Origin of the sequence: Kitasatospora cheerisanensis KCTC 2395 (assembly GCF_000696185.1) — a bacterium.
GTDB lineage: Bacteria > Actinomycetota > Actinomycetes > Streptomycetales > Streptomycetaceae > Kitasatospora > Kitasatospora cheerisanensis.
In genome coordinates, this window is the sequence record NZ_KK853997.1 from 4,475,147 (window position 1) to 4,501,326 (window position 26,180).

Here is a 26,180-nt window from a genome sequence, read left to right on the forward strand (position 1 = left end):
GCGAAGCGGGAGGCGACCAGCGCAAGATCGCGATCTCGGACGGCGACTCGCCGTTGATCGCGACCTTGCCGACGTGCGCTCCTTGCTCGCGCAGTTCCCCGCGCCCCCGTTCCCGCGCCCGCTTGCCCTCGTCCCCACCGCGGATAATGGGTCGTATGAGCGAAAACCTCCCTGGTCTGCCCGTCCTCGACCGTTGTGCGGTGATGGGGGTGGTGAACGTCACGCCGGACTCGTTCTCGGACGGCGGGATGTGGCTGGATCCGGCGAAGGCCGTCGCGCACGGGCTGGACCTGGTGGCGCGGGGGGCGGACCTGGTCGACGTGGGCGGGGAGTCGACCCGGCCGGGCGCGGTCCGGGTGACGGAGGAGGAGGAGCTGCGCCGGGTGGTGCCGGTGGTGACCGAGCTGGCCCGGGCCGGGGTGGTGGTCTCGGTGGACACCATGCGGGCGGCCGTGGCGCGGGCCGCGGTGCGGGCGGGCGCGAAGATCGTCAACGACGTGTCCGGAGGACTCGCGGACCCGGCGATGGCGGCCGTCGTCGCCGAGACCGGCGCGCCGTTCGTGGTGATGCACTGGCGCGGGCAGTCGGCGGACATGTACGCGCAGGCGGTGTACGAGGACGTGGTCGCGGACGTGGTGCGGGAGCTGACCGACCGGGTCGAGGACCTGCTGGCGGCCGGGGTGAAGGAGGATCAGCTGATCCTGGACCCGGGCCTGGGCTTCGCCAAGACGAGCGAGCACAACTGGGCGCTGCTGGGCCGGCTGGACGCGCTGACGGCGCTGGGACGGCCGGTGCTGGTCGCGGCTTCGCGCAAGCGCTTCCTGGGTACGCTGCTGGCCAACCCGGAAACCGGGGAGCTGCGCCCGGCGCGGCAGCGGGACGACGCGACGGCGGCGGTCTCGGTGCTGTCGGCGAAGGCGGGTGCCTGGGCGGTACGGGTCCATGACGTGTCCGGCACGGCTGACGCCGTACGAGTCGTCGCGGCCTGGGAGCAGGCGGCGCAGAGGGGGTAGGCGTGGCGGAGGCAGTGAGCGGAAACGACCGGGCGGCGGCGCTGGAACCGGACGAGGAAGCCGTGCTGGCGGCCAATCAGGCGCTGTACGAGGCACTGGAGAACGGCGACCTGGAGGCCGTCGAGTCGATCTGGCTGGGGCCGGGCGAGGCGGACGACAAGGGCGGGGTGTTCTGCGTGCACCCGGGCTGGCCGGCGCTGGTGGGCCGGGCCCAGGTGACCAGGTCGTACATGCTGATCATGGCGAACACCGAGTACATCCAGTTCTTCCTGACGGACGTGGAGGTGGACGTCCACGGCGATGTGGCGCTCGTCACCTGCACGGAGAACATCCTGTCCGGCGGCGAGCCCGAGGAGGAGGGCGAACTGGGGCCGCTGGTGGGCGGGAAGGTCGTGTCGACGAACGTGTTCCGGCGCACTCCGGACGGCTGGAAGCTGTGGTCGCACCACGGATCGCCGGTGCTCACCAGCGGCGACGACGAGGACGACGAGGAGGACTGAGCCGCCGTCCGTCAAGGGCCGCGGTGGCCGGTCCGATCGGGTGGGCGGCCGGGGAGGCGGTCCGGGCCGGTCGGTGCTCGAAGGTAGATTCGAGGGGCGGCGGGCGACGGTGCCCGCCGGTCCCCGCTCCGGCGGGGCCGTCAGCTGGGAGCAGTGATTCTTGTGCTGGACCGCGTCACCCTGCGTGGGCTCCGTGCCCGCGGCCACCACGGCGTCTTCGAACGGGAGCGGATCGAGGGTCAGACCTTCGTCGTCGACCTGACGCTGTTCCTGGACACCCGGCCGGCCGCCGCGAGTGACGACCTGACCCGCACCGCGCACTACGGCGTGATCGCGGAGGAGGTCACCGCGGTGATCGCGGGCGACCCGGTCGACCTGATCGAGACGCTGGCCCAGCGGATCGCCGACCAGTGCCTGCGGCACGAGGTGGTCGAGGAGGTCGAGGTCGTCGTGCACAAGCCCGACGCCCCGATCACCGTCCCGTTCGACGACGTCACCATCACGATCCGCCGGAGCCGCGCCTGATGGCGCCCGGTGGAGCCCGAGTGGAGGGAACTCCCATGGCCACCACAGACCCGACCGCCACGCCGACCACGTTCGACCTGCAGGGCAAGGTGGACCGCGTGGAATCCACCCTGCACGAGTCACGGACCGCCGCGGTCGCGCTCGGCAGCAACCTGGGCAACCGCCTGGAGACCCTGCAGGGCGCCGTCGACGCGCTGGAGGACACCCCGGGCGTGCGGGTGACCTCGCTGTCCGCGGTGTACGAGACCGACGCCGTCGGCGGCCCCGCCGACCAGCCGAGCTACTTCAACGCCGTCGCGGTACTGCGCACCTCGCTGCCGCCGCAGGACCTGCTGGAGCGGGCCAACGCGGTGGAGGACGCCTTCGGCCGGGTACGCACCGTCCGCTGGGGCGCCCGCACCCTGGACGTCGACATCCTCGCCTACGAGGGCGTCCGCAGCGACGACCCGCAGCTGACCCTGCCGCACCCGCGCGCCCACGAGCGGGCGTTCGTGCTCGCCCCCTGGCAGGACGCCGACCCGCAGGCCGAGCTGCCCGGCCACGGCCCGGTCTCCGAACTGCTGGCCGGCCTCGGCGGCCCCGAGGCGCAGGGCGTGCGGCTGCGCGCGGACCTGCAGCTGCGCCTGCCGGAGTGAGCCGTCCGGGAACTTCCGACGGGGCGCAGGCGTAGCTCCCTGCGGGTGCGGCCCGGCCGGTACGGTGGGCTGATCGCCGTGCCCCGTCGAAGCCCGGGGCCGTCCGAGACCGGGTCGAACCACTGGGAAGGAAGCCCGTCCGCGTGAAGCCGCTCCGTCTCCGCCTGCTGCTCGGCATCGCCGCGATCACGGGGGTGCTGTCCTGGGGCGGCGCCCGGCTGTGGGACTCGCTGGGCACGCTGCCCGGGGTGCCCGCGTACGCGCCGTTCGTGCTGGCCGCGATCGCCGTGGTGCTGCTGGCCGCGGCGATCTCGCTGCGGTCGCGGCTGAAGGCGATCCGGGAGCGGCAGCCCGGCGCGAAGCGGGTCGATCCGCTGCACGCCGCGCGGGCGCTGGTGCTGGGGCAGGCCAGTGCGCTGGTCTCCGCGGTGGTGACCGGCGTCTACGGCGGCGTCGGGGTGTTCCTGCTCGGCTCGCTGGACGTCCCCGCCCGCCGCTCGCAGGCCGCGACCGCGCTGTTCGCGGTGCTGGCCGGCGCGGCGGTGATCGCGGTGGCGCTGTGGCTGCAGCACATCTGCCGGCTCCCCGAGGACCACGACGACCCCGACCACCCGCGCGGCACCGCCGCCTCGCCGCGTTGACCGCCCCGCCGGAACCGGTCACCGCGGGTGGCCGGGCGGATGCGGCACGTGTTTCTGTCGGCGTGTCAAGGGCGGAATGGGGGGCGAGGCTGACAGGGCCGCGATTCGCACGCTAGTTTCTAGCCATGTCTCGCGGACGCCACCGTCATTCCTCCGTCCTGGGCCGGTCGCTGCCGCCGGTCGCCTCAGGTGTGCTCGTGCTCGCGGCGGTGGCCGCGCTGGTGGCCAGTCCGGACCAGATCGTGGCCCGCTCGGTCGGGGTCGCCGCGGTCGTCGCGGTGGTCGGCCTGGCGCTGGTGCTGCGGCAGCGCGACCGGGCCGCCCGGACCGCCGCCGAGGTCGCCATGGAGCGCCGGCTGCGCGCCGAGGAGCGCTACGAGGAGCAGATCGCCGAGGCCGAGTACGCGGCCGAGGTCGCCGAGGAGCGGGCCACCCGCTTCGGGCGGCGGCTGACCGCGGAGAAGTCCCGGCTTGCGAAGGCGGAGACCGAGATCGCCCGGCTGCTGCGCGAGCGCGCCGTGCTGGTCGCCGAGCAGGCGCTGAAGGAGGCGGAGGCGGCCCGGCAGGCGCTGGAGGCGTCCCGCCCCAAGCACCCCGTCACGCCCGCCGCGTACGTCCGCGCCCAGGCCGCGATGCGGCACCTGGAGCGGCAGGCGGCGGCCGCCGAGGCGAGCCGCGCGGTGGACGAGCGGGCCCAGGTCGAGCTGCGGCCGAAGATGCCGGAGCCGGTGCAGGCCACCGGTTCGGCGGCGCTGCGCCCGGTCGGCCCGGCGCTGCCCGTCCCGCGCCCGCAGGACGGCGAGCAGGCGGCCCGGCGGCCCCGCAGCGGCCGCGGGCGGCGGCGTTCAGCTTCTTCGGCCGGCCGGGCAGCGCCCGGGCCGCGCTGCGGGCGGCCGCGCCGGCCCGGCGGTCGGCGACCTGGCGGACGTGGTGGGCGACGAGGCGGTGGCCGACAGCGAGCGCTACGCGGTGCTGGAGACCGCGCCGGTGGACGCCGGGCAGCCCGCGCACCGCGCGGTGGAGCAGGCGCCGAGCCACCAGCACGCGGAGTCCGACACCGAGCCCGAGGTGGTCGACCTGACCGCGCACGACGAGACCGAGCTGCTGGAGCTGCCCGAGCTGCGGGCCGGCCGGCCGTGACGACGTGAAAGGGCCCCCGCTCCGGCCGGAGCGGGGGCCCTTTCACGTGGTGCCGGGGGCTCAGACGTTGACGCCGAAGTCCTGGGCGATGCCGACCAGGCCGGAGGCGTAGCCCTGGCCGATGGCGCGGAACTTCCACTCGGCGCCGTTGCGGTACAGCTCGCCGAAGATCATCGCGGTCTCGGTGGCCGCGTCCTCGGAGAGGTCGTAGCGGGCGATCTCGGCGCCGCCGGCCTGGTTGAGCACCCGGATGTAGGCGTTGCGGACCTGGCCGAAGCTCTGGCCGCGGTTGTTGCCGTCGTAGATCGACACCGGGAAGGTGATCCGGGTGACGTCGGCGGGCAGCGCGGCCAGGTTGACGTTGACCTGCTCGTCGTCGCCGTCGCCCTCGCCGGTGCGGTTGTCGCCGGTGTGGACGACGGTGCTGTCCGGGGTGCTGGTGTTGTTGAAGAAGACGAAGTGGCGGTCCGAGTAGACCTTGCCCTCGCCGTTGAGGACGATCGCGCTGGCGTCCAGGTCGAACTCGGTGCCGGTGGTGGTGCGGACGTCCCAGCCGAGGCCGACGGTGACCGCGGTCAGGCCGGGGGCCTCCTTGGTCAGCGAGACGTTGCCACCCTTGGAGAGGCTCACGGGCATGGTCTGTGGTGTCCCTTCGGTCGGTTTTGCCCAGAGAACGCGGGACGGGCGGCCTTTGGTTCCACCGCTCGGTGGACGGACGGTTCTTTCCCCCGTCCGGCCGCGCCCGACGCCGGGTCAGATTCTGGGGTACCGGCCCTGCACGGTCCAGATGTTCGGATTGTCGGCCAGGTCCTCGTGGAGCTCCGTCAGGTCGGCCAGCACGTCCTGGAGGAAGTCCCGGGCCTCCCGCCGCAGTTCCGCGTGCCGGACCACCAGCGGTTCGTCCTCGGGCCGCCAGGTGGCGGTGATCTCCACCCAGCCGAACCGGCGGGCGAAGCGCAGCAGTTCGGTGTTCTGGGTGAAGTCGAGGTCCTCGGTGCGGACCCGGGCCTCCCGGCTGCCGCGCGGGTCGTCGTCCAGGCGTTCGACGACGTCGCACAGCGCCCAGGCGAAGTCCAGCACCGGCACCCAGCCCCAGCGGGTCTCCACGCCGGCGCCCTCGTCGGTCTCCAGGTAGACGTCGCCGGCGAACAGGTCGTGCCGCAGCGCGCGGACCTGGGCCGTGCGGTAGTCGGTCTGCGGGGGGTCGGGGAAGCGGTTGGAGAGGGAGTAGCCGAGCTCGATCACGCCCGCCATTGTGCCGGGTTAACCAGGTGACGGCGGCCGTGCCCGGGCGGGATGATGGCCGCATGACAGAGCCCGTGCGCGTACGGGGTTCGGTGATCGTCCCCGATGCCGAGCTCGTCTGGCGCTTCTCCCGTTCCTCCGGCCCCGGCGGCCAGCACGTCAACACCTCCGACAGCAAGGTCGAGCTGCGCTGGGACTTGGCGGCCTCCGAGGCGCTGCCGCCGGTGTGGAAGGAGCGCGCCCTGGAGCGGCTGGCCTCCCGGCTGGTCGACGGGGTGCTGACGGTGCGCGCCTCCGAGCACCGCTCGCAGTGGCGCAACCGCGAGGTCGCGGCCGCCCGGCTGGCCTCCCTGCTCGGCGAGGCGACGGCGCCGCCGCCGAAGGCCCGGCGGGCCACCAAGCCCAGCCGCGGCATGGTCGAGCGCCGGCTGGAGAACAAGCGGCACCGCGCCTCGCTGAAGCAGGGGCGCGGCCGGATCAAGCCGGAGTGACGGCCCGTCAGCCGAGCTGGCGGTAGCCGGCCCGGAGGTACACCAGCGGCCGGCCGGCCGGGGCGGGCACCTGCGCGGCGAGCACCCGGCCGAGCACCAGGGTGTGGTCGCCCGCCGGGATGCGCTGCTCGGTGCGGCACTCCACGGTGGCGAGCGCGCCGTCGATCAGCGGGGCGCCGGAGTGCGGGCCGCGGTGCCAGGCGGTGTCGGCGAACAGCAGGCGGTCGGAGAGCCGGCCCTTCATCGCGAAGCGCGAGGCCAGGGTGCGGTGCTCCTCGGCGAGCAGCGAGACCGCCCAGGTCTCGGCGCGGGCCAGCAGCTCGTCCATCCGGGAGTCCTCGCGGACCGAGACCAGCACCAGCGGCGGCTCCAGCGACACCGACAGGAACGAGGTGGCGGTCATGCCGGCGTCCTCGCCGTCCTCCGGGTCGTGCACGGTCACCAGCGAGACGCCGGCCGCCAGTTGGCCGAGGGCGGCGCGGAACTCCTCGGGAGTGGCGCCGGCCTCCGCGACCGGGGCGGGAGCGGCGGGGGACGTGGGGGGCTGCGGGGCGCTGTACACGTACCGCACGGTAGTCCCCGGTCGGGCGCGCCGGTATCGGGCCCTGGTCGTAGGCCGGATCGGTCGCTCGGCCGAGCGGGCGGGCGGTGACGCGGCGGAAGTCGCCCGGTGGGCGTCCTGGCGTTCACCGGCGATTCCGAATACGATCATCACTTGATCATTATGTGATTTGAGTCACACTCACAGGCTATTGCTGACCGAGCGTGCCTATCGGAGTGCTCGCTGTGATTCAGTTCTTCTGGCAATCGGACGACAACCTTTCAAGAACTATCCGAAGCAGCCGGGGAGCCCCCGCATGGAAGCCGAGTCGGAGCCCTACGTCCGCCTCGCGACCCTCCGCACCTTGCACCGGGTCGTGGCGGACCTCAACGCTGCCCGGAGCCTGGCGGGAACCCTGCAGGCGGTCGTCGAGGGCGCGGTCCACGGGCTCGGATTCGACGCCGCCGCGGTCAGCCTGGTCCGCCCCGACGGCGACCTGGTGATCGCCGCCGTCTGGGAGATCGAGGAGACCGCCTTCGGCGGCCCCGCCGTGCTGCTCGGCCAGGTCGGCTCCCGCGAGTCCTGGGACCGGATGCTCCAGGTCGCCGACCACTGGGGCACCCTGCGCTTCCTCCCGCACGACCGCGGCTGGGCCATCGGCACCGACATCCCTGCCTGGACCGGCGACGGCCCGCTGCCCGTCTACGACAACGACTGGCACCCCGCCGACGTCCTGCTCGCCCCGATGTACAGCGCCGGCGGCGACCTGCTCGGCATCCTCTCGGTGGACCGCCCGCGCAGCGGCAAGCGCCCCGGCGCGTGGACCCGCGAAGCCCTGGAGATGTTCTCCCTGCAGGCCTCCATCGCCATCGGCAACGCCCGGCTGCGCGCCGAGATGCAGCGCGCCCTGGCCCGCCTGGAGAAGGAGCAGCAGGCGCTGCGGGCCAGCGAGGAGTCCTTCCGGCAGGCCTTCGAGTACGCCCCCAGCGGCATGGCCATCACCGAACTGCACGGCGACGGCTGCGGCCAGCTCACCCGCGTCAACGACGCGCTCTGCCGGCTGCTCGGCCGGCCCCGGGCCACCCTGCGCCAGCAGCGCTTCGTCGACCTGGTCCACCCCGACGACCTGGAGCTGCTGCGGCGCACCAGCGCCGAGGGCGGCCGGGCAGAGCTGAGACTCTCCCGCCGGGACGGCGGCTACCAGTGGGTGTGCCTGCGCAACTCGGTGGTCGCCGACGCCACCGAGGGGCCGAGCTTCCTGCTCACCCACGTCGAGGACATCGAGGAACGCAAGCGGCACGAGTTCCAGCTCGCCCACCGGGCCAGCCACGACGCCCTCACCGGCCTGCCCAACGGCGCCGAACTGCGGGCCCGGCTGGCCCGCCGCCTCTGTTCCCGCCCCGGACTGCCCGGCCAGGCGCTGCCGCCCGGCGCCGCGCACCAGCCGCCCCACGCCGCCCAGGACGGCCCGGCGGCCCCGCAGCCCCCGCCGCCCTCGCGCACGGCTACGCGGCCCCGGACGAGGCCCTGGAACGCGACCGCGAGGCCTTCGCCGCGGGCGAGGTGCTCCGCCACGACGGCACCCCCGCGCACCACGTGCACGCCGTCGTCCCCGCCGACCCGGCGCACGGCGAGCTCTGGCACGGCCAGCGCCGGGCCGGCGCCGACAAGGGGCTCGCCGTCCTCTACTGCGACCTCGACGGCTTCAAGCTGGTCAACGACCGCTACGGCCACAACGCCGGCGACGCCGTGCTGATCGAGATCGCCCGCCGGCTCCTGCAGGTCGTCCGGGAGGGCGACACGGTGGCCCGGATGAGCGGCGACGAGTTCGTGGTGCTGGCCGACGCGATCGGCCGCGAGGAGGCGAAGGAGCTCGCCGGGCGGCTGCGCAGCGCGATCCTCCCGCCGATGCGGATCGACAACCGGGTGGTCCGGGTCGGCGTCAGCCTCGGTATCGGCTGGGCCGGCTGCGGGATGAGCATCGACGAGGTCCTGCACTCCGCGGACGAGCGGATGTACGACGAGAAGCGCACCCGGGGCGGCGCGGCCCGCGGCTCGCGCGGCGATCGCTCGCACCGTCGGGCGGGCTGAACCGTTTGTTCCGTCCTCGGTGACGGCAGGTAGGGTGCCCTGGGTACGAGAGCATCCAGTACTGGGGAGTTGACCGTGACCACGGCCGGCAGCAACGGCGGCGCGCCCGACGGCGCGGGCGAGGACGACCCCTTCGCGTACCTGTACCGCCCCGCCGAGGGCGAGCAGCCCGCACCCGAGCGGCCCCGCGCAGGCTACAGCCGCCCGATGGAGGTCGGCCGCGCCAACTACGGCGAGCGGCCCGCCTACCCGCAGACCCCGCCGCCCGCCGGCCCCGGCGCCGCGCCCGGCGTCGCGCCCGGCCAGGAGACCGCCGCGCTGCCGCAGCAGTCCCGGTACGCCGAGCGCTCCCGACCCCGGCCCGGCGAGGACAGGCCGGCCGGCCGCGGCAAGGCCGCCGTGATCGGCGCCGTCGCGGTGGTCGCGGCGATCGCCGTCGGCGCGGGCGTCGCGCTCTCCACCGGCGACCCGGACGGCGGCAAGAACCAGGCCGCCACCACGCACAGCCCGACCGCCCCGGCGGCCCCGAGAGCGCGGCCCCTCCAGCGCCGCGCCGAGCCCCAGCGCCGCGACCGAGCCGCTCGGTGACGCCTCCAAGCTGCAGGCGCAGGGCGCGAGCACCGGCTCCGCCGTCAAGGGCGCGATCTCCGCGGACGGCAACTACCTTGCGCTGCAGGGCGGTTCGTCGTTCACCTGGACGGTCAACTCGGACACCGGCGGGCAGACCAAGTTCTGGCTGCACTTCAACAACACCGGCGCCGACCAGCCCGCGCAGGTCACCGTGAACGGCAAGGAGCACCCGGGCGGGGTGACCTTCAAGAACTACTCCAAGGGCGGCACCCAGGACCCGAACCAGTCCTGGTACAGCACCAACATATGGCCCGTCCTGCAGGCCGGGCCCAACACCCTGACCGTCACCCTGCCGGCCGGCGCCGCCAGCCCCGTCCTGGTCGACCAGGTCGCGCTGACGCCGATGTCGGTCGGCAGCTACCCCACCAAGTGACGCACCGCGACGGGGCGCCGGGAACCTCCCCGGCGCCCCGTCGGCAGGTCAGCGGGCCGCGGCGACCACCCGGGCCAGGTGCTCGACGGTGCGGGTCATGGCGTCCCGGGCGGCGGTGAGGTACGGGCGCGGGTCGGTGGTGTCCGGACGGGCCGTCAGGTGCTCGCGGACGGCCGGGGTGTAGGCCAGGTTGAGGGCCGTACCGATGTTGATCTTCACCATGCCGGCCGCGACGGCCGCGGCCAGCTGCCCGTCGGGGACGCCCGAACTGCCGTGCAGCACCAGCGGGACGGGGACGGCGGCGGCCAGCTCGCCGATCAGCGCGAGGTCGAGGTCGGCGGTGCGCGAGGTCATCGCGTGCGAGGAGCCGACGGCGACGGCGAGCGCGTCCACGGCGGTGTCGGCGACGTAGCGGGCCGCCTCCGCCGGGTCGGTGCGGGCGCCGGGGGCGTGCGCGGACAGCGGCGGCTCGCCGTCCTTGCCGCCGACCCGGCCGAGCTCGGCCTCCAGGTGCAGGCCGTGGCGGTGCGCCCAGGCGGCGGCCTCGGCGGTGGCCTTGACGTTCTCGTCGTGCGGCAGCGCGGAGGCGTCGAACATCGCGGAGGAGAACCCGGCGGCGGGGGCCGCGCGCAGCAGGTCGAAGTCCTCGACGTGGTCGAGGTGGAGCGAGACCGGCACCCGGGCGGCGGCGGCGATCTCCGCACAGGCGCGGGCGATCGGCAGCAGGCGGCCGCCGCGGTAGGCGACCGCGTTCTGGCTGAGCTGGAGCACGACGGGCGTGCCGACGGCTTCGGCGCCGGCGGCGATCGCCTCGGCGTGCTCCAGCGTGATCACGTTGAAGGCGGGCAGTCCGCGCCGGTCGGCGGCGGCGGACGCGAGCAGGTCGGAGGTGGGGACGAGCGGCAAGGGGGTCTCCCGGTTGGGGTGAGCAACGAGGCGCAGGTTCCGCTGCTCACCCCCGTGCGGGAGCGGTCGGGGGAGGCCCCCGGCCGGGTCAGGCCGGGTTGCCGGCCCTGGTGAAGCGGTCCGCGCCGACGATCCACTCGCCGCGGCGCATCACCGCGGCGAGCTCGAAGGTGTCGGAGTCGAGGACGACCAGGTCGGCGTTCTTGCCTGCCTCCAGGGTTCCGAGGGTGTCGGCCAGGCCCAGCAGCCGGGCCGGGACGGTGGACAGCGAGGTGACGGCCTGGTTCAGGGAGAGGCCGAGCACGGTGACGGCGCGCCGGAAGGCGACGTCCAGGGTGAGGGTGGAGCCGGCGATCGAGCCGCCCTCGACGAGGCGGGCGACGCCGTCCTCGACCCGGACCTGGAGCGGGCCGAGCGGGTACAGGCCGTCGCCCATGCCGGCCGCGCCCATCGCGTCGGTGATCAGCGCGACGCGCTCGGCGCCGGCCGTGCCGTAGGCGAGTTCGAGCACCGAGGGGTGCAGGTGGATGCCGTCGTTGATCAGCTCGACGGTGACCCGCTCGTCCTCCAGCAGCGCGACGATCGGGCCCGGGGCGCGGTGCTGGATGCCCGGCATCGCGTTGAACAGGTGGGTGGCGACGGTGGCTCCGGCGTCGATCGCCTCCAGGGTGACCGCGTAGTCGGAGTCGGTGTGGCCGACGGCGGCGATGATGCCCTGGTCGGCGAGCATCCGGACGGACTCCAGGCCGCCGGGCAGCTCCGGGGCCAGGGTGAACATCTTCGCGTGGCCGCGGGCGGCGTCGGCGAGCTTGCGCACCAGCGCCGGGTCCGGGTCGCGCAGCAGGTCGGGGCGGTGGGCGCCGCACCGGTTGTGCGAGATGAACGGGCCCTCGAAGTGGATGCCGGCCAGCACGCCGTCCTCGACGAGCTCGGAGAGGACGGCCGCCTGGCGGCAGACCTCGTCGATCTCGCCGGTGACGGTGGAGGCCATCGTCGTGGTGGTGCCGTGCTCCAGGTGCGTGCGGGCGGCGGTGAGCGCCTCCTCGGCGATCCCGGACGCGTAGCTGGCGCCGCCGCCGCCGTGCACGTGCAGGTCGACGAAGCCGGGGACGACGGTGTACCCGGCCAGGTCGAGGTCGCCGGCCGCGGCCTCGCCGCCGAGGTCCGCGATGCGCGCCCCCTCGACCGTGAGCCGGCCGCCTTCGATCACCCCGCCGGGCAGGACAAGTCGGGCTCCGGCCAGTGCAGTTCGGTCCGCGGTCACGCGGTCACCTCCATGGAGAGCAGATCCCAGGCGAGCAAGCCGGCGCCCAGGGACGCGGCGGTGTCTTTGAGCATGGCCGGAACGACCTTCGGGGGCATCTGGAAGGTCAACCGCTCGGTCACCGCGGCGCGCAGCGGCGTGAAGAGGGTGTCACCGGCCTCGGCCAGCCCACCGCCGACGATCACCGTCGACGGGTCGAGCAGGCTCTGCGCCAGCACGATGCCGTCGGCGAGGGCGTCCACCGCGTTCTGCCAGACCTCGACGGCCGCCGGGTCGCCGGCGTCGACGGCCAGCGCGCAGGCGGCGGCGTCGGCGTCCGGGTCGCCGGTGGCCGCGGCCCAGGCCCGGGACACCGCGGAGGCGGAGGCCAGGGTCTCCAGGCAGCCGCGGGCGCCGCAGCCGCACAGCGGGCCGCCGGGGCGGACCACCACGTGCCCGATCTCGCCGCCGTAGCCGTGGGCGCCGGCCTCGATGGCCCCGCCGATGCCGATCGCGCCGGCGATGCCGGTGCCGAGCGCGATGAACAGGAACCGGTCGACTCCCCGGCCGGCCCCGATCCGGCCCTCGGCGAGGCCGCCGGAGCGGACGTCGTGGCCGAGGGCGACCGGGATGTTGCCGAGGCGCTCGCCGAGCAGCTTGCGCATCGGCAGGTCCCGCCAGCCGAGGTTGGCGGAGAAGACCGCGATCCCGTTCTTCTCGTCGATCGTTCCCGGCACGGCGACGCCTGCCGCGAGGGGGGCGGCACCGAACCGGGTGCGGCCCTCCTGCGCCAGGTCGGCGGCGAAGTCGAGGATGGTGGCGACGACGGCATCCGTGCCGTGCTCCCGCCCGGTCGGTCGGCGTGCTTCGTACAGCACGGAGCCGTCCTGGGCGACCAGCGCGGCCTTCATGCCGGTGCCGCCTACATCGAGTGCGATGACGTGCTTCACGGGGGACAGTTTCCCTTGGCCAGGTCGAAGAGGTCTAGTCCAGTTGCTCGATTGGTCTGGTCCTGAGAGGTGAGGTTTATCGCTCTTTGCCGACTCCTGGGGTTTTTGCCGGGCCGGGGCGGGCGGTCAGGACAGGATGATCGAACGGGTCAGGTTACGCGGCTCGTCCGGGTTCAGGCCGCGGTGCGCGGCCAGCGCGACGGCCAGCTTGTGCACCCGCACCAGGTCGGCCAGCGGGTCCAGGCCGCCCGCGCCGGAGTCGGCCACCAGCCGGCCGCCGACCGCCGCCACCTCGTCCGCCAGGCCGGCCGGCAGCGCGCCGAAGGCCCAGGCGGCGCGGCCCGGAGCGGTGATCGAGATCGGGCCGTGCCGGTACTCCATCGCCGGGTACGCCTCGGTCCAGGCGAGCGCCGCCTCGCGCATCTTCAGCCCGGCCTCCTGGGCCAGGCCGTTGGTCCAGCCCGCGCCGAGGAAGGAGATCTGCTCCAGCTCGACCAGCTCCCGCGGCACGTCCCAGGCGACCGCGCGCTCGGCGTCCTCGGCGGCCTCGGCGACGGTGGCCACCCCGGCGGGGCGGGCCTCCTCCAGCTCCAGGTGGGCGCGGAGCAGGGCGAGCACCGTGGTGGCGAAGCGGGTCTGCACCACCGAGCTCTCGTCGGCGAAGCCCAGGTCGATCAGGTGGCCGGCCGAGGCGGCCACCGGCTGGTCGGTGCAGGCGGTGATCGCGGTGCTCGGCAGGTCGGTGTCGGCGAGCAGCCGCAGCACCTCGGTGGTGGTGCCGGAGCGGGTGATCGCCAGGACCCGGTCGTAGCGGCGGCCGTGCGGGAACTCGGACGCGGCGAAGGCGTCGGTCTCGCCGTGGCCGCCGGACTCGCGCAGCGCGGCGTACGCCTGCGCCATGAACCAGGAGGTGCCGCAGCCGACCACGGCCACGCGCTCGCCGCGCTGCGGCAGGCCGGCCGGGCCGCTCGCCGCCAGCGCCGCGGCGGTGCGCCAGTTCTCGGGCTGGGTGGCGATCTCCTCGCCGGTCAGGGACGGGTGCGGCATGGGTGCGGACTCCTTCGGCGGTATCCGGGCGGCGACACAGGAAGTGTGCGCAAATCTGATTGATTTATAGCCGTTTCGCGCATCACTGCGCAATGCACTGGCGCAGACCCGGTTGTGCGAAGCTGTCCCGACCGGCCGCGGGGCGCGCGGTGGCGAGCGCGGGAGGAGCGGAACGATGTCCAGGTACGAGCGGTGGAACGCACTGCTGGAACTGCTGGCCGAGCACGGCAAGTTGGACGTCGAGGAGGCGGCCGGCGCGCTGGACGTCTCGGCCGCCACCATCCGGCGCGACCTCGACCAGCTGGCCCGCCAGCAGATGGTCACCCGCACCCGGGGCGGTGCGGTGGCGCACAGCGTCTCCTACGATCTGCCGCTGCGCTACAAGACCGCCCGCAACGCCGACGCCAAGCAGCGGATCGGCGCCCTGGTGGCCGGCCTGATCGCCCCCGGCGAAGTGGTCGGCCTCAACGGCGGCACCACCACCACCGAGGTGGCCCGCGCCCTCGCGGTCCGCCCCGACCTGGCCGAGCACCCCGAGAACGGCCAGAGCCTCACCGTGGTCACCAACGCGCTCAACATCGCCAACGAGCTGACGGTCCGCCCGCAGGTGAAGATCGTCGTCACCGGCGGCGTCGCCCGCCCGCAGTCCTACGAGCTGATCGGCCCGCTGGCCGCCCAGGTGCTCGGCGAACTCACCCTGGACACCACGGTCCTGGGCGTGGACGCGATCGACGCCGGACACGGCGCCACGGCCCACCACGAGGGCGAGGCGGCGGTCAACCGGCTGCTCGCCGAGCGGGCCCGCCGGGTGGTGGTGGCCGCCGACTCCTCCAAGCTCGGCAACCGCGCCTTCGCCCGGATCTGCGGTCTGGACCGGGTGGACACCCTGGTCACCGACGACCAGGTCACCGAGGAGCTGGCAGCCGCCTTCGCGGACGCCGGGGTGGCCGTCCTGAAAGCGTGAACGTCCCATTACCGGACAGTTGTTGATGGATCGTCACGCTGAGCGAAACTCGAACTGACACTTCGATAACTCCGTCACCACAGGTATGGACCACCACCTCGGGCGGCTGTCAGGGTCACGCTGTCACCCTCCTGAAGGCGGTCCATCCGTGAAGCGATCAGCGCTGCTCCCCCTGCCCATCGTCGGATCCCTGCTGCTCACCGGCTGCGGCGTCCTGGACATGTCGGGGGGTGTCACGCTCAACCTGGTCGCAGCCGACTACGGAGACAACGAGACCAACTCCAGCTCGATCTACTGGAACGACCTCGCCCGCCGTTTCGAGGCCGCCAACCCCGACATCAAGGTCCGTGTCGACGTGGTCAGTTGGACCGACATCGACAAGCACGTCGCCGACCTGATCGCCAAGGGCAGGACCCCCGACGTGGTGCAGACCGGCGGCTACGCCGACCAGGTCGCCGCCGACCGGCTCTACCCGGCCGGCGACGTGCTCTCCATCGACACCCAGGTCAACATCCTCGACTCCTTCGCCAAGGCCGGACAGGTGCTCGGCAGCCAGTACGGCATCCCGTTCATCTCCTCCAGCCGGGTGTTCTTCTACAACAAGGACATCTTCGACAAGGCCGGCATCACCGCCCCGCCCACCACCTGGGAGGAACTGCGCCGGGACGCCGAACTGATCAGGAGCAAGGTCCCCGGCGTCACCCCGTACGCGCTGCCGCTCGGCCCCGAGGAGGCCCAGGGCGAGTCGATGATCTGGACCATGAGCGGCGGCGGCGGCCTCTCCGACAACGCCGGCAACTACACCATCGACAGCCCGCAGAACCGTTCCACCTTCAACTGGCTGCGCACCAGCCTGGTCGAGAAGCACCTCACCTACGACGACCCCGCCAAGGTCGACCGCAAGACCGCCTTCGCGGACTTCGCCGCCGGCAAGGTCGCCATGCTCAACGGCCACCCCGGCTTGGTCAGCAAGGCCGTCGCCGGCAACGTCAAGTACGGCACCGCCGCGATCCCGCGCAAGGACAAGGCCGTCAAGCCCGCCACCCTCGGCGTCGCCGACTGGATGATGGCGTTCAAGGCGAACGACCACCGCGCCGAGATCAAGAAGTTCCTCAACTTCGTGTACAAGAAGGAGAACACCCTCAAGTTCGACGAGCAGTACAACATGCTGCCCGTCACCCAGGACACCCTCGACGAGATGTCCGCCAACCCCGCCCACAAGGACCTCACCGAGTTCCTCAACGCGCTGCCGAACGCCAACTTCTACCCGCTCGGCGACCCCTCCTGGGACAAGGTCTCCAGCATGCTCAAGCAGCGCATGGGCGAGGCCGTGAAGCCCGGCGGCGAGAACGTCCTCGGCGAACTCCAGGCCGCCGCGGCCGCCGAGGCCTCCCGCGCCCGCAAGGGCTGACGGCCCCCGCGGCTAGCCTGGACGCATGGCCGAACTGACCGACCGCGACCGGGCGGTACTCGAACTGGAAGCACGCGGGTGGCGGACCGCCGGCGCCAAGGAGCAGGCGATCCGGCAGGAACTCGGCATCTCCGCCACCCGCTACTACCAGCTCCTCAACGCCCTGCTCGACCGGCCCGAGGCGCTCGCCCACGACCCCGTCCTGGTCAACCGGCTGCGCCGGATCCGGCAGACGCGACGCGACGCCCGGCAGTGAGACGCGCCCGCGGGCGGCCGGCGCCAGGTAGCGTCTGGGACATGGGAATTGCTGAGCAGATCACGTCCCAGGCAGGTCGGACCGGACTGGCGGGCCTGCTCGCCGACCCGCGCTCCGCGGTCGTGGGACTCGACTTCGACGGCACGCTCGCCCCGATCGTCGCCGACCCCGAACAGGCCCGCGCCCACCCCGGCGTCCTCCCCGCCCTCACCGCGCTCGCCCCGCTGGTCGGCTCGGTCGTCATCGTCACCGGGCGGCCCGCCGCGACCGCCGCCGCGTACGGCGGCTTCGCCGCCGCCCCCGGGCTGGAGCACCTCACGATCCTCGGGCACTACGGCGCGGAGCGATGGAGCGCGCGGGACGGCGTGACGGCTGCGCCGGTGGCGCCGGGGGTGGCCGCGGTCCGGAGCGAACTCCCTTCGCTGCTGGCCGAGTCGAAGGCCGCGGAGGGCGTCTTCGTGGAGGACAAGGAGCGGGCCCTCGCCGTGCACACCCGGCGGGCGCCGGACCCCGACGGGGAGTTGGCACGACTGCGGGCGCCGCTCGGCGAACTGGCCCGGCGGCACGGGCTGGTGGTCGAACCCGGGCGGATGGTCCTCGAACTGCGGCCGCCGGGCGTCGACAAGGGCGTCGCCCTGCGGAAGTTCCTGGCGGAACGCGACGCCGGGGCGGTGCTGTTCGCCGGCGACGACCTCGGGGACATCGCCGCCTACGAGGAGATCGCCTCCCGGCGGGAGGCCGGCCACCCCGGCCTCCTGGTGTGCAGCGGGCCGGTCACCGGCGAGCCCCCGTACGCGAACTCGCCGACCGGGCCGACCTGGTGGTGGCCGGGCCGGCGGGGGTGGTGGACGTGCTGAACGAGCTGGCGGAGCGGCTGGGCGCGTAGCGGCGCGCCGGGGGCTGGGGAGAACCGCGCGACAGGCGCAGGGCATGTCCGCAAGGTCGCGATCGCGTGCAGGTCGTGGCCCTGCGTCGCGACCTTGCGGTTCGGTGCCCGCCGCTTCGCGCGGTTCCCCGCGCCCCCTGGTGGTGCTCCTACAGCGCGTCGAGCTGGTCGAGGAACCACTGCTGGGGCGGCAGCGCCGTCGCCGCGGCGGCGAGCCGCTTGTTCCGGTCGGCGCGTTCGGCGGGGGGCATGGCGAGGGCCCGGGCGAGGGCGTCCGCGGTGGCGACGACGTCGAAGGGGTTGACGGTGATCGCGTCCTCGGCGAGCTCCTCGTGGGCGCCGGCCTCGCGGGAGAGGACCAGGGCGCAGCCGTGGTCGGAGACGACGGGGACTTCCTTCGCCACCAGGTTCATGCCGTCGCGGATCGGGTTGACCAGGGCGACGTCGGCGAGCCGGTACGCGGCGAGGGAACGCGGGAAGTCGTCGTTGACGTGCAGCAGGACCGGCTGCCAGTCGGGGGTGGCGAACTCGGCGTTGATCTCCTCGGCGATCCGCTGCACCGCGGCGGTGTACTCGCGGTACTCGGCGAGGTCGGTGCGCGAGGGGTAGGCGAAGGCGATGTGGACGACCTTGTCGAGCCACTCGGGGCGGGTGCGGAGCAGGTGCCGGTAGGCGAGCAGGCCGCGGACGATGTTCTTGCTGAGTTCGGTGCGGTCGACCCGGACGACGGTGCGGCGGTCGCCGACGGCCTCGCGCAGGGCGGCGAGGCGTTCGTCGACGTCGGGCCGGTGGGCGCGTTCGCGCAGGAAGTCGGCGTCGGCGCCGAGGCCGTGGACGCCGAGCCGGGTGGTGCGGCCGGCGTGCGTGACGGTGAGGGCCTCGCGGTCGACCTCGGCGCCGAGGACGGCCTCGCAGCAGTCGGCGAAGGCGAGCGCCCAGCGGCGGGTGAGGAAGGCGGCCCGGTCGGCGCCGAGGATGCCTTCGAGGACGTCGGCGGCGACGTCGTCGGGCAGCAGCCGGTAGTAGTCGGGCGGGGCCCAGGGGGTGTGCGAGAAGTGTCCGATGCGCAGGTCGGGGCGGAGCTCCCGGAGCAGCGCGGGGCCAGCGACAGGTGGTAGTCCTGCACCAGGACGGCGGCGCCGGGGGCGGCCTCGGCGGCGAGGGCCTCGGCGAAGGCGGTGTTGTAGGCGCGGTAGGCGGCCCACTCGGTGCGGAAGTCCGCGTCGAAGGCGGGCTGCACCGGGGTCTGGTACAGCAGGTGGTGGACGAACCACAGGGTGGAGTTGGCGACGCCGTTGTAGGCCCGGGCGAAGGTCTCCGGATCGATGTCCAGCATCCGGACGGCCTGCCCGCCGACGTCGTGGCCGGCCCGGTCGAGGCGGCCCTCGGGGCCTGCCGGGCGGCGGTGCGGTCGGCGTCGGAGAGGGCGGCGCAGACCCAGACGGCGTTCGGATCGTCGATCGCGGAGAGCCCGGAGACCAGGCCGCCGCCGCCTCTGCGGAGGCTCAGCGTGCCGTCGTCCTCCGTGCGGAAGGACACCGGGCCGCGGTTGGAGGCCACCAGGATCGGGGCGGCTCCGGACTGCGTGGGGCGTTCGGACGCGTGATCGGCCATACAGCCAACCTTGCCGTGTGATCAGCGGACCAAACCACCCGGCGCGGCCCGTGCCGGGTGAACAGTCGGGGTCGGCCGCCGCTCCGGCCCCCGTTCGGCGGGCCGGAGCGGCGGACGGGGACGGCGCAGGGCAGCCGGGCCGGGCGGCCGTCCGGGCACTTCGCGGGCAGGTCGGGGGCGACCGGTCGGGCCGCGCCGAGGCGGTCGGACCAGGTGTCCTCGACCACCGCCCCGCGGGCCGCGAGTCAGCGGTGGCGGTACTCCGGGACGGTGACCATCGGGGGGCGCTCGGTGGCGGGACGGGGTGGGTGCGGGGGCGAAGCCGGCGGCGGCGCGGGTGTACTGGGTGAGCAGCGGGCGGACCAGGTCGGCGTCCGCCTTCAGGCGGTGGGCGCGGTCGAGGCGTTCCAGCGCGGTGCGGTAGATGGTGGCGGCCATCCGGCCGAGGGCCTGGCCGTCCTGGTGCCGGTGGTGCCGCACGCCGACGTCCACCTGGGCCAGCGCGTCCAGTCCGACCAGCTCCAACGCGTCGACCAGCAGGCCGAGTTCGACGCCGTAGCCGGTCGGGAAGGGCAGCCGCTCCAGCAGGCTGCGGCGGGCCGCGTACTCGCCGCCGAGGGGCTGGACGAAGCCGGCCAGCTGCGGCCAGTGCAGGTTGAGCAGCGGGCGGGCGACCAGTTCGGTGACCCGGCCGCCGCCGGCCGGGACGATCGCCCCGTCGGCCTCGAACGGGCGGTCGTACATGGCCTTGACCAGGTGCAGCGCCGGGTCGGTGAGCAGCGGGCCGACGATGCCGGAGACGAACGCCGGGTCGAACTCGCGCAGGTCGGCGTCGACGTAGCAGACGATCGCGCCGCTGCTGGCGAGCAGCGCGCGCCACAGCACCTCGCCCTTGCCGGGGGCGGCGGGCAGCCGGGGCAGGATGGCGTCCCGGTGCACCACCCGGGCGCCGGCGGCGGACGCGGCGGCGGCGGTGCCGTCCACCGAGCCGGAGTCGATCACCAGCAGCTCGTCGACCAGCGGGACGCGCTCCATCAGTTCGGTGCGGATCGCGGCCACGATCTCGCCGACGGTGGGCTCCTCGTCCAGGGCGGGCAGCACCACGCTGACGGTGCCGGCCGGGCCGGCGGCGCGCTTGGCGGCGAGCAGCAGGTCGAGGGGCCGGTCGGCGGCCGTCCAGGACCGGCGGCGCAGCCAGTCGGCCACCTCCGGCAGGACCCCGGGCTCGGGCTGGTCGGCCAAGATCTCGCTCCCTGTCTCGGTTCGTCTCGGGTGTCGGACGGTCGGGTTGGACGGCACGGGCCTTCGGTTACAGTCTTCGTACTGCGCTCGGACCTTCGCACGCCGGGGTCGCTCGCAGCGTACGACCACAACTTCACAGAGCTCATCCAGAGGGACTGAGGGAACGGCCCGTTGAAGTCCCGGCAACCCTCCCGCGCGGCCTCGCAGGCCCGGCGGGACAGGTGCCAATTCCGTCCCGGGCGCGACCGCGACCCGGGGAAGATGAGGAGAAAGGGCCTCGCCACCATGGCTGTTGACACCCCCGCACCTGCCGCCGTCGACCTCGGTCCGGCCACCGCGCTGTCCTGTCGCGAGTGCGGCACCCGCTTCCCGCTCGGCCCGAGCTTCGCCTGCCTGGAGTGCTTCGGCCCGCTGGAGATCGCCTACGACTACGCGGGCTACGACGCCGAGGAGCTGCGCAAGCGCATCGAGGCCGGCCCGGCGTCGATCTGGCGCTACGCCCCGCTGCTGCCCGTCCCCGCCGACGTGGCCGGCAAGCCGAACCTGAACCCGGGCTGGACCCCGCTGGTGAAGGCCGACAACCTGGGCCGCGAGCTGGGCTTCACCGCGCAGCTGCACATCAAGGACGACTCCGGCAACCCCACCCACTCGTTCAAGGACCGGGTGGTGGCCTGCGCGATCGAGGCCGCCCGCGCGTTCGACTTCACCACGCTGTCCTGCTCGTCCACCGGCAACCTGGCCGGCGCGGTGGGCGCCGCGGCGGCCCGGGCCGGCTTCAAGTCCTGCGTGTTCATCCCGCACGACCTGGAGCAGGGCAAGGTCGTGATGGCCGGGGTGTACGGCGGCGAGCTGGTCGGCATCGACGGCAACTACGACGACGTGAACCGGTTCTGCTCGGAGCTGATCGGCGACCCGGCCGGCGAGGGCTGGGGCTTCGTCAACGTCAACCTGCGCCCGTACTACGGCGAGGGCTCCAAGACCCTGGCGTTCGAGATCTGCGAGCAGCTCGGCTGGCGGCTGCCCGAGCAGATCGTCATCCCGATCGCCTCCGGCTCCCAGCTCACCAAGATCGACAAGGGTCTTCAGGAGCTGATCAAGCTCGGCCTGGTCGAGGACCGCCCGTACAAGATCTTCGGCGCCCAGGCCGAGGGCTGCTCCCCGGTCTCCGCCGCCTTCAAGGCCGGCCGCGACGTGATCAAGCCGGTCAAGCCGGACACCATCGCCAAGTCGCTGGCGATCGGCAACCCGGCCGACGGCCCGTACGTGCTCGACATCGCCCGCCGCACCGGCGGCGCCGTCGAGGACGTCACCGACGCCCAGGTGGTCGAGGCGATCAAGCTGCTGGCCCGCACCGAGGGCATCTTCGCCGAGACGGCCGGCGGCGTCACCGTCGGCGTGCTGAAGAAGCTGGTCGAGACCGGCCGGCTCGACCCGAGCAAGGAGACCGTCGCGATCAACACCGGCGACGGCCTGAAGACCCTCGACGCGGTCGCCGACTCCGGCATGACCGCCGTGATCCGCCCGACGCTGGAGTCCTTCCGCGCCGCCGGCCTCGTCTCCGCCTGAAACCTCCCCCCACGCCACGCCCGAGGAGTCACCCCATGAGCGCCACCGTCCGCATCCCCACCATCCTCCGCACCTACACCGGCGGCGCCGCCGAGGTGACCGCCGAGGGCTCCACCCTGTCCGCCGTGATCGCGGACCTGGAGGCCAACCACGCCGGCATCGCCGCCCGCCTGCTGGACGACACCGGCAAGCTGCGCCGCTTCGTCAACGTGTACGTGAACGACGACGACGTGCGCTTCGCCGACGGCCTGGAGACGGAGATCAAGGACGGCGCCTCGGTGTCGATCATTCCGGCGGTGGCCGGCGGCTGCTGACGCCGCCCCGCGCATTCGCCCCGCCGCCGCCAGGCCCGGAATTCGGATTTCCGGCCCGCCTGGCGGCGGTTCGGCGCGCCGGCCCCCGCCGGGCCCCCGCGCAAGCCCTTTGCGGGGCCGGACACCTGCGGTTTCCGGCCCGGCGGGTCGCTGGAATTCCGGCACCTGCGGGGGAGTAGAGTGCCGAGCGGGCCGTTCCCCTCCAACGGCCGTTCCAATCCTCGTTTTTCACCGCACCGCACCTCGCGCAGGCCCCGTTCCGTCCCGCGCTCCGAGACATGCGCCGGACCGCTTACCGCCCGTCCTGTCAGGCCGCCGTCAGAATTCTTCCGGCAATTTGCGGTGATGCGTCCGTTATGTCCGGTGGCAATTGTCGCGCCCCATACCTTTCGCCCCGTCATATCCCCTGCGGGGCCCGGCCTTTCCGTGAAATTGGGGCCTGTTGCAGAGGGCGCATATCCGGATACATTCAGCCGCGACAGAGGCTGCGCCGTACGGGGGGGAGTCCCCACAGGCCGGCCTTCCAGACCTCCGGGTCCGCGTCCCGCGGATCTCTGAAGGGCCAGCACAGCACAAGGGGAGTTCGGAATGGCTCAGGGCACCGTCAAGTGGTTCAACGCCGAGAAGGGCTACGGCTTCATCGCGGTCGACGGTGGAGCGGACGTGTTCGTCCACTACAGCGCGATCCAGATGGACGGCTACCGCACCCTGGAAGAGGGCCAGCGGGTCGAGTTCGAGATCTCGCAGGGTCAGAAGGGTCCGCAGGCCGACATGGTCCGGGCCGCCGGCGCCTGACGGCTCCGGTAGACCGCACACACGCAGATTCAGACGGCAGGTCCGTCCCCGGCGCGACGCGTCCGGGGCGGGCCTGTCGGCGTTCTCCGGCCCGGCCTGCGGGTTTCCCGGGAGGGCCGCCGGAGCGTGCCGAATGGGCTTGCACTCGACACCCCTGAGTGCTAATCATTGGCGTTAGCACTCACAGCGTGAGAGTGACAACGGACCGGGCCGGTGAGGCCCCGGAAGCGGTAGGGGACAGGACCCCCGCTCTCCTGGGCCGTCCGTCGCGGGCACCCCTTGGTCCGAGCAGTCGACCGTGTCCCGGAGGACCACTTCTGATGGCCAAGATCATCGCCTTTGACGAGGAAGCCCGCCGCGGCCTTGAGCGTGGCATGAACCAGCTTGCCGACGCCGTGAAGGTGACGCTCGGCCCCAAGGGTCGCAACGTCGTCCTGGAGAAGAAGTGGGGCGCCCCCACGATCACCAACGACGGTGTCTCCATCGCCAAGGAGATCGAGCTCGAGGACCCGTACGAGAAGATCGGCGCCGAGCTCGTCAAGGAGGTCGCGAAGAAGACCGACGACGTCGCGGGTGACGGCACCACCACCGCCACCGTGCTCGCCCAGGCGCTCGTCCGCGAGGGTCTGCGCAACGTCGCCGCCGGCGCCAACCCGATGGCCCTGAAGCGCGGCATCGAGAAGGCCGTCGCCGCCGTCTCCGACCAGCTGCTGGCCCAGGCCAAGGACGTGGAGACCAAGGAGCAGATCGCCTCCACCGCCTCCATCTCGGCCGCCGACACCCAGATCGGCGAGCTCATCGCCGAGGCCATGGACAAGGTCGGCAAGGAAGGCGTCATCACCGTCGAGGAGAGCAACACCTTCGGCCTGGAGCTCGAGCTCACCGAGGGCATGCGCTTCGACAAGGGCTACATCTCCGCCTACTTCGCCACCGACCTGGAGCGCATGGAGGCGAGCTTCGAGGACCCGTACATCCTCATCGCCAACTCCAAGATCTCCTCGGTCAAGGACCTGCTCCCGCTGCTGGAGAAGGTCATGCAGAGCGGCAAGCCGCTCGTCATCATCGCCGAGGACGTCGAGGGCGAGGCCCTGTCGACCCTGGTCGTGAACAAGATCCGCGGCACCTTCAAGTCCGTCGCCGTCAAGGCCCCGGGCTTCGGCGACCGCCGCAAGGCCATGCTGGGCGACATCGCCATCCTGACCGGCGGCACCGTGATCTCCGAGGAGGTCGGCCTCAAGCTCGAGAACGCCGGCCTGGACCTGCTGGGCACCGCCCGCAAGGTCGTCATCACCAAGGACGAGACCACCATCGTCGACGGCGGCGGCGACAGCGACCAGGTCGCCGGTCGGGTCAACCAGATCCGCGCCGAGATCGAGAACTCGGACTCGGACTACGACCGCGAGAAGCTCCAGGAGCGCCTCGCCAAGCTGGCCGGCGGCGTGGCCGTCATCAAGGCCGGCGCGGCCACCGAGGTCGAGCTCAAGGAGCGCAAGCACCGCATCGAGGACGCGGTGCGCAACGCCAAGGCCGCCGTCGAGGAGGGCATCGTCGCCGGTGGTGGCGTCGCCCTGCTGCAGGCCGGTGTCGCGTTCGACAAGCTGGAGCTGGACGGCGACGAGGCCACCGGTGCCAACATCGTCCGCGTGGCGCTGGAGGCCCCGATCAAGCAGATCGCCACCAACGCCGGCCTCGAGGGCGGCGTCGTGGTCGAGAAGGTCCGCAACCTGCCCGCCGGCCACGGCCTGAACGCCGCGACCAACGAGTACGTCGACCTGATCGCCTCCGGCATCATCGACCCCGCCAAGGTCACCCGCTCCGCCCTGCAGAACGCCGCCTCCATCGCGGCGCTGTTCCTCACCACCGAGGCCGTCATCGCCGACAAGCCGGAGAAGGCCGCCGCGGCCGCCGGCGGCGGCATGCCGGGCGGTGACATGGACTTCTGATCCGGTTTCTGATCGGGTCCGTCGTTCTCACGCTGAGGGCGGCCTCCTTCGGGAGGCCGCCCTTGCGGCGTTCTTTGGGACAATGGACGGATGGCCAGCCCCCAGATCGAAACCGCCCTGCACAACGCCCGCGCGCTGATCCTCGCCGACCTCACGGCGCGGGACGTCGCCGACGCTCCGATCGTCTCGCTGGTCGAGGACGCCGTCACCCATCGCCGGTGGTGGCTCGAACAGTGGCCCGACGGCTGCGAGTTCGTCCTCGGCCTGATCGCGCAGGACGTGCAGGACGCGCTGCTGGAGTCCTACGGCCGGTGGCCGCTCTGTTCCGCCTGCGCGGCGGAGGACGACCCGCACGCGCTCGGCGTGGAGCCGGAGTTGGGGGCGGACCCGCACTGGGTGTGCGGCAAGAAGGGCGTGGTGGTGGCGCCGGTGGGCGGGCTCTCCTGAGGGCCCCGGTCCGTCACCCGGCCAGCTTCCCGATCTCCGCCTGCATGTTGGCCCGCGCCTGCGCGTCGTAGCGGGCGTGGGCCTCCGGGGTCCGGTAGAGGGCGGGGAGGGCGAGCAGGTGGTGGAGGATCGCCGCGCGGCCCTCGCGGAAGGCGTCCGGGGGGACGAAGGAGTATTCGTCGCGGATGGCGGCGGTGTAGGCGGCGTACTGCTCGGGGGGTGAGCCGAGGACGGCGAGGTCGGCGTCGCAGAGGACTTCGCCGTTGTGGTCGCCGGGGGCCGGGTGGTGGGTGACGGTGAGGCGGACCAGCCGGGCGACCTCGTGGACCAGCGGCTCGGGAAGGCCGGCCTCGCGCAGCGCGCGGCAGGCGAGGGCGGCGCTGCGCTCCTCGTTCTCGGAGCGGTCGGGCCGGTAGACGGCGTCGTGGAACCAGGCGGCCAGGCGGACGGCGTCCGGGTCGTCGGCGTGGTCGGCGAGTTCGTCGATGCGGTCGAGGACGGCCCGCAGGTGGTCGGTGGTGTGGTAGCGGCGCTGCGGTTCGGCCCAGCGGTCGAGCAGGTCGCGGGCGTACGGCTCCGGGTCTGCGGTGGTGCCGCAGCGGGTGAGCAGGGCGTGCCAGCGCTCGGTCAGCGATGCGGTCATGACGGTCATTCTGCTCCCTGCCTCGGGTCGTGGTGGCGCGGTCCGGCACCGGCGTGATGTGATCCAGCCTATAGGTAGTTCACCGACTTATGACGCAGACTTGAGTAGTCGTCGCGCGAAGGCTATAC

At 73.2% G+C, this 26,180-nt stretch carries 27 protein-coding genes, 3 pseudogenes and 1 riboswitch; of the genes and pseudogenes, 19 read left to right on the forward strand and 11 right to left on the reverse strand.

Annotation, left to right across the window (positions count from 1 at the left end):
- The first annotated feature begins 146 nt into the window (after window positions 1-146).
- The 5 genes from folP to KCH_RS20440 all read left to right on the forward strand — a co-directional run bounded on the left by folP (window position 147) and on the right by KCH_RS20440 (window position 3,314).
- Window positions 147-1,013, forward strand: a complete 867-nt coding sequence (gene folP / locus KCH_RS20420; RefSeq protein ID WP_063750169.1) for a dihydropteroate synthase — start codon at window positions 147-149, stop codon at window positions 1,011-1,013.
- 2 nt (window positions 1,014-1,015) lie between these two features.
- Window positions 1,016-1,513, forward strand: coding sequence for a nuclear transport factor 2 family protein (locus tag KCH_RS20425; RefSeq protein ID WP_208865971.1), 498 nt, complete (start codon window positions 1,016-1,018; stop codon window positions 1,511-1,513).
- A gap of 165 nt (window positions 1,514-1,678) precedes the next feature.
- On the forward strand, window positions 1,679-2,038 hold the full coding sequence (folB, locus tag KCH_RS20430) for a dihydroneopterin aldolase (protein WP_035872982.1): 360 nt from the start codon (window positions 1,679-1,681) through the stop codon (window positions 2,036-2,038).
- Window positions 2,039-2,073: 35 nt separating this feature from the next.
- Entirely contained in the window at window positions 2,074-2,673 is a 600-nt protein-coding gene (folK, locus tag KCH_RS20435; RefSeq protein WP_035864932.1) for a 2-amino-4-hydroxy-6-hydroxymethyldihydropteridine diphosphokinase, read from the forward strand.
- Window positions 2,674-2,816: 143 nt separating this feature from the next.
- Complete coding sequence (locus KCH_RS20440; protein ID WP_035864934.1) at window positions 2,817-3,314, forward strand: DUF3180 domain-containing protein; 498 nt, start codon at window positions 2,817-2,819, stop codon at window positions 3,312-3,314.
- Window positions 3,315-3,687: 373 nt separating this feature from the next.
- On the opposite strand, the gene KCH_RS42625 is transcribed toward KCH_RS20440, so the two are convergent.
- The gene (locus KCH_RS42625) at window positions 3,688-4,053 is read right to left on the reverse strand and encodes a hypothetical protein (RefSeq protein WP_035864938.1); all 366 of its coding nucleotides are present in this window, start codon (window positions 4,051-4,053) and stop codon (window positions 3,688-3,690) included.
- 188 nt (window positions 4,054-4,241) lie between these two features.
- Here KCH_RS42625 and KCH_RS42630 point away from each other — a divergent pair, with 188 nt between their 5' ends.
- On the forward strand, window positions 4,242-4,454 hold the full coding sequence (locus KCH_RS42630) for a hypothetical protein (protein WP_167574087.1): 213 nt from the start codon (window positions 4,242-4,244) through the stop codon (window positions 4,452-4,454).
- A 60-nt stretch (window positions 4,455-4,514) separates the two neighbouring features.
- On the opposite strand, the gene KCH_RS20460 is transcribed toward KCH_RS42630, so the two are convergent.
- Window positions 4,515-5,090 (reverse strand): TerD family protein, encoded by a 576-nt coding sequence (locus KCH_RS20460; protein WP_035864943.1) that lies wholly within the window; start codon window positions 5,088-5,090, stop codon window positions 4,515-4,517.
- A gap of 117 nt (window positions 5,091-5,207) precedes the next feature.
- Window positions 5,208-5,699 carry a hypothetical protein gene (locus KCH_RS20465; protein ID WP_035872985.1) on the reverse strand — a complete coding sequence of 164 codons (492 nt, stop codon included), beginning with the start codon at window positions 5,697-5,699 and terminating at the stop codon, window positions 5,208-5,210.
- A gap of 62 nt (window positions 5,700-5,761) precedes the next feature.
- Here KCH_RS20465 and arfB point away from each other — a divergent pair, with 62 nt between their 5' ends.
- Entirely contained in the window at window positions 5,762-6,190 is a 429-nt protein-coding gene (gene arfB, locus KCH_RS20470) for an alternative ribosome rescue aminoacyl-tRNA hydrolase ArfB (protein ID WP_035864945.1), read from the forward strand.
- A 7-nt stretch (window positions 6,191-6,197) separates the two neighbouring features.
- On the opposite strand, the gene KCH_RS20475 is transcribed toward arfB, so the two are convergent.
- Window positions 6,198-6,761 (reverse strand): flavin reductase family protein, encoded by a 564-nt coding sequence (locus KCH_RS20475; RefSeq protein ID WP_425268792.1) that lies wholly within the window; start codon window positions 6,759-6,761, stop codon window positions 6,198-6,200.
- 286 nt (window positions 6,762-7,047) lie between these two features.
- On the opposite strand from KCH_RS20475, the pseudogene KCH_RS20480 reads away from it, so the two are divergent.
- The 3 genes and pseudogenes from KCH_RS20480 to KCH_RS20495 all read left to right on the forward strand — a co-directional run bounded on the left by KCH_RS20480 (window position 7,048) and on the right by KCH_RS20495 (window position 9,825).
- Window positions 7,048-8,822, forward strand: a pseudogene (locus tag KCH_RS20480) (diguanylate cyclase domain-containing protein).
- 75 nt (window positions 8,823-8,897) lie between these two features.
- Complete coding sequence (locus tag KCH_RS20490; RefSeq protein WP_035864949.1) at window positions 8,898-9,410, forward strand: hypothetical protein; 513 nt, start codon at window positions 8,898-8,900, stop codon at window positions 9,408-9,410.
- Between the two features lie 193 nt (window positions 9,411-9,603).
- Entirely contained in the window at window positions 9,604-9,825 is a 222-nt protein-coding gene (locus tag KCH_RS20495; protein ID WP_157032132.1) for a hypothetical protein, read from the forward strand.
- Between the two features lie 48 nt (window positions 9,826-9,873).
- Here the strand turns inward: KCH_RS20495 and KCH_RS20500 are convergent, their stop codons facing one another.
- The 4 genes from KCH_RS20500 to KCH_RS20515 all read right to left on the reverse strand — a co-directional run bounded on the left by KCH_RS20500 (window position 9,874) and on the right by KCH_RS20515 (window position 13,971).
- On the reverse strand, window positions 9,874-10,731 hold the full coding sequence (locus KCH_RS20500) for a class II fructose-bisphosphate aldolase (RefSeq protein ID WP_035864955.1): 858 nt from the start codon (window positions 10,729-10,731) through the stop codon (window positions 9,874-9,876).
- 88 nt (window positions 10,732-10,819) lie between these two features.
- Entirely contained in the window at window positions 10,820-11,995 is a 1,176-nt protein-coding gene (nagA, locus tag KCH_RS20505) for an N-acetylglucosamine-6-phosphate deacetylase (RefSeq protein WP_035864957.1), read from the reverse strand.
- Window positions 11,992-12,924: an ROK family protein gene (locus KCH_RS20510; RefSeq protein WP_035864958.1), complete on the reverse strand. Its 933-nt coding sequence runs from the start codon at window positions 12,922-12,924 to the stop codon at window positions 11,992-11,994. Before KCH_RS20510 ends, nagA begins: the two co-directional genes overlap by 4 nt.
- 126 nt (window positions 12,925-13,050) lie before the next feature.
- Window positions 13,051-13,971 (reverse strand): SIS domain-containing protein, encoded by a 921-nt coding sequence (locus tag KCH_RS20515; RefSeq protein ID WP_035864960.1) that lies wholly within the window; start codon window positions 13,969-13,971, stop codon window positions 13,051-13,053.
- 175 nt (window positions 13,972-14,146) lie between these two features.
- Between KCH_RS20515 and KCH_RS20520 the strand changes: the two genes are divergently transcribed.
- From KCH_RS20520 to otsB, 4 genes are all read left to right on the forward strand, one after another.
- The gene (locus KCH_RS20520) at window positions 14,147-14,935 is read left to right on the forward strand and encodes a DeoR/GlpR family DNA-binding transcription regulator (RefSeq protein WP_035864961.1); all 789 of its coding nucleotides are present in this window, start codon (window positions 14,147-14,149) and stop codon (window positions 14,933-14,935) included.
- 148 nt (window positions 14,936-15,083) lie between these two features.
- Window positions 15,084-16,346, forward strand: coding sequence for an extracellular solute-binding protein (locus tag KCH_RS20525; protein ID WP_244305380.1), 1,263 nt, complete (start codon window positions 15,084-15,086; stop codon window positions 16,344-16,346).
- Window positions 16,347-16,371: 25 nt separating this feature from the next.
- A complete protein-coding gene (locus KCH_RS20530) occupies window positions 16,372-16,602 on the forward strand; it encodes a DUF3263 domain-containing protein (protein WP_035864965.1) in 231 nt (76 codons plus the stop codon).
- 41 nt (window positions 16,603-16,643) lie between these two features.
- Window positions 16,644-17,459 carry a trehalose-phosphatase gene (gene otsB / locus KCH_RS20535; RefSeq protein ID WP_425268793.1) on the forward strand — a complete coding sequence of 272 codons (816 nt, stop codon included), beginning with the start codon at window positions 16,644-16,646 and terminating at the stop codon, window positions 17,457-17,459.
- A gap of 178 nt (window positions 17,460-17,637) precedes the next feature.
- Here the strand turns inward: otsB and KCH_RS20540 are convergent.
- Window positions 17,638-19,102: pseudogene (locus KCH_RS20540) on the reverse strand (alpha,alpha-trehalose-phosphate synthase (UDP-forming)).
- Window positions 19,103-19,347: 245 nt separating this feature from the next.
- Window positions 19,348-20,308 (reverse strand): annotated as a pseudogene (locus KCH_RS20545) (glucosyl-3-phosphoglycerate synthase).
- A gap of 175 nt (window positions 20,309-20,483) precedes the next feature.
- Window positions 20,484-20,612, forward strand: a riboswitch (SAM riboswitch).
- Window positions 20,613-20,629: 17 nt separating this feature from the next.
- On the opposite strand from KCH_RS20545, the gene thrC reads away from it, so the two are divergent.
- The 5 genes from thrC (at window position 20,630) to KCH_RS20570 (ending at window position 25,409) form a co-directional block, all read left to right on the forward strand.
- Window positions 20,630-21,910 carry a threonine synthase gene (gene thrC / locus KCH_RS20550; protein WP_035864973.1) on the forward strand — a complete coding sequence of 427 codons (1,281 nt, stop codon included), beginning with the start codon at window positions 20,630-20,632 and terminating at the stop codon, window positions 21,908-21,910.
- 35 nt (window positions 21,911-21,945) lie between these two features.
- Window positions 21,946-22,224: a MoaD/ThiS family protein gene (locus KCH_RS20555; protein WP_035864975.1), complete on the forward strand. Its 279-nt coding sequence runs from the start codon at window positions 21,946-21,948 to the stop codon at window positions 22,222-22,224.
- A 588-nt stretch (window positions 22,225-22,812) separates the two neighbouring features.
- On the forward strand, window positions 22,813-23,019 hold the full coding sequence (locus KCH_RS20560; RefSeq protein ID WP_014137493.1) for a cold-shock protein: 207 nt from the start codon (window positions 22,813-22,815) through the stop codon (window positions 23,017-23,019).
- A gap of 320 nt (window positions 23,020-23,339) precedes the next feature.
- Window positions 23,340-24,962 (forward strand): chaperonin GroEL, encoded by a 1,623-nt coding sequence (gene groL / locus KCH_RS20565; RefSeq protein ID WP_035864977.1) that lies wholly within the window; start codon window positions 23,340-23,342, stop codon window positions 24,960-24,962.
- Between the two features lie 90 nt (window positions 24,963-25,052).
- Complete coding sequence (locus KCH_RS20570; RefSeq protein WP_035864979.1) at window positions 25,053-25,409, forward strand: hypothetical protein; 357 nt, start codon at window positions 25,053-25,055, stop codon at window positions 25,407-25,409.
- Between the two features lie 13 nt (window positions 25,410-25,422).
- On the opposite strand, the gene KCH_RS20575 is transcribed toward KCH_RS20570, so the two are convergent.
- Window positions 25,423-26,052, reverse strand: coding sequence for an HD domain-containing protein (locus tag KCH_RS20575; protein WP_035872995.1), 630 nt, complete (start codon window positions 26,050-26,052; stop codon window positions 25,423-25,425).
- Between the last annotated feature and the right edge of the window lie 128 nt (window positions 26,053-26,180).

What these genes read in the sequence shown, in the direction of transcription:
- folP (WP_063750169.1), top strand. Translation starts at nt 147, where the DNA reads ATGGGTCGTATGAGCGAAAACCTCCCTGGTCTGCCCGTCCTCGACCGT.
- folK (WP_035864932.1), top strand. Translation starts at nt 2,074, where the DNA reads ATGGCCACCACAGACCCGACCGCCACGCCGACCACGTTCGACCTGCAG.
- KCH_RS20460 (WP_035864943.1), bottom strand. Translation starts at nt 5,090, where the DNA reads ATGCCCGTGAGCCTCTCCAAGGGTGGCAACGTCTCGCTGACCAAGGAG.
- arfB (WP_035864945.1), top strand. Translation starts at nt 5,762, where the DNA reads ATGACAGAGCCCGTGCGCGTACGGGGTTCGGTGATCGTCCCCGATGCC.
- KCH_RS20515 (WP_035864960.1), bottom strand. Translation starts at nt 13,971, where the DNA reads ATGCCGCACCCGTCCCTGACCGGCGAGGAGATCGCCACCCAGCCCGAG.
- KCH_RS20520 (WP_035864961.1), top strand. Translation starts at nt 14,147, where the DNA reads ATGTCCAGGTACGAGCGGTGGAACGCACTGCTGGAACTGCTGGCCGAG.
- KCH_RS20530 (WP_035864965.1), top strand. Translation starts at nt 16,372, where the DNA reads ATGGCCGAACTGACCGACCGCGACCGGGCGGTACTCGAACTGGAAGCA.
- otsB (WP_425268793.1), top strand. Translation starts at nt 16,644, where the DNA reads ATGGGAATTGCTGAGCAGATCACGTCCCAGGCAGGTCGGACCGGACTG.
- thrC (WP_035864973.1), top strand. Translation starts at nt 20,630, where the DNA reads ATGGCTGTTGACACCCCCGCACCTGCCGCCGTCGACCTCGGTCCGGCC.
- KCH_RS20555 (WP_035864975.1), top strand. Translation starts at nt 21,946, where the DNA reads ATGAGCGCCACCGTCCGCATCCCCACCATCCTCCGCACCTACACCGGC.
- KCH_RS20560 (WP_014137493.1), top strand. Translation starts at nt 22,813, where the DNA reads ATGGCTCAGGGCACCGTCAAGTGGTTCAACGCCGAGAAGGGCTACGGC.
- groL (WP_035864977.1), top strand. Translation starts at nt 23,340, where the DNA reads ATGGCCAAGATCATCGCCTTTGACGAGGAAGCCCGCCGCGGCCTTGAG.
- KCH_RS20570 (WP_035864979.1), top strand. Translation starts at nt 25,053, where the DNA reads ATGGCCAGCCCCCAGATCGAAACCGCCCTGCACAACGCCCGCGCGCTG.
- KCH_RS20575 (WP_035872995.1), bottom strand. Translation starts at nt 26,052, where the DNA reads ATGACCGCATCGCTGACCGAGCGCTGGCACGCCCTGCTCACCCGCTGC.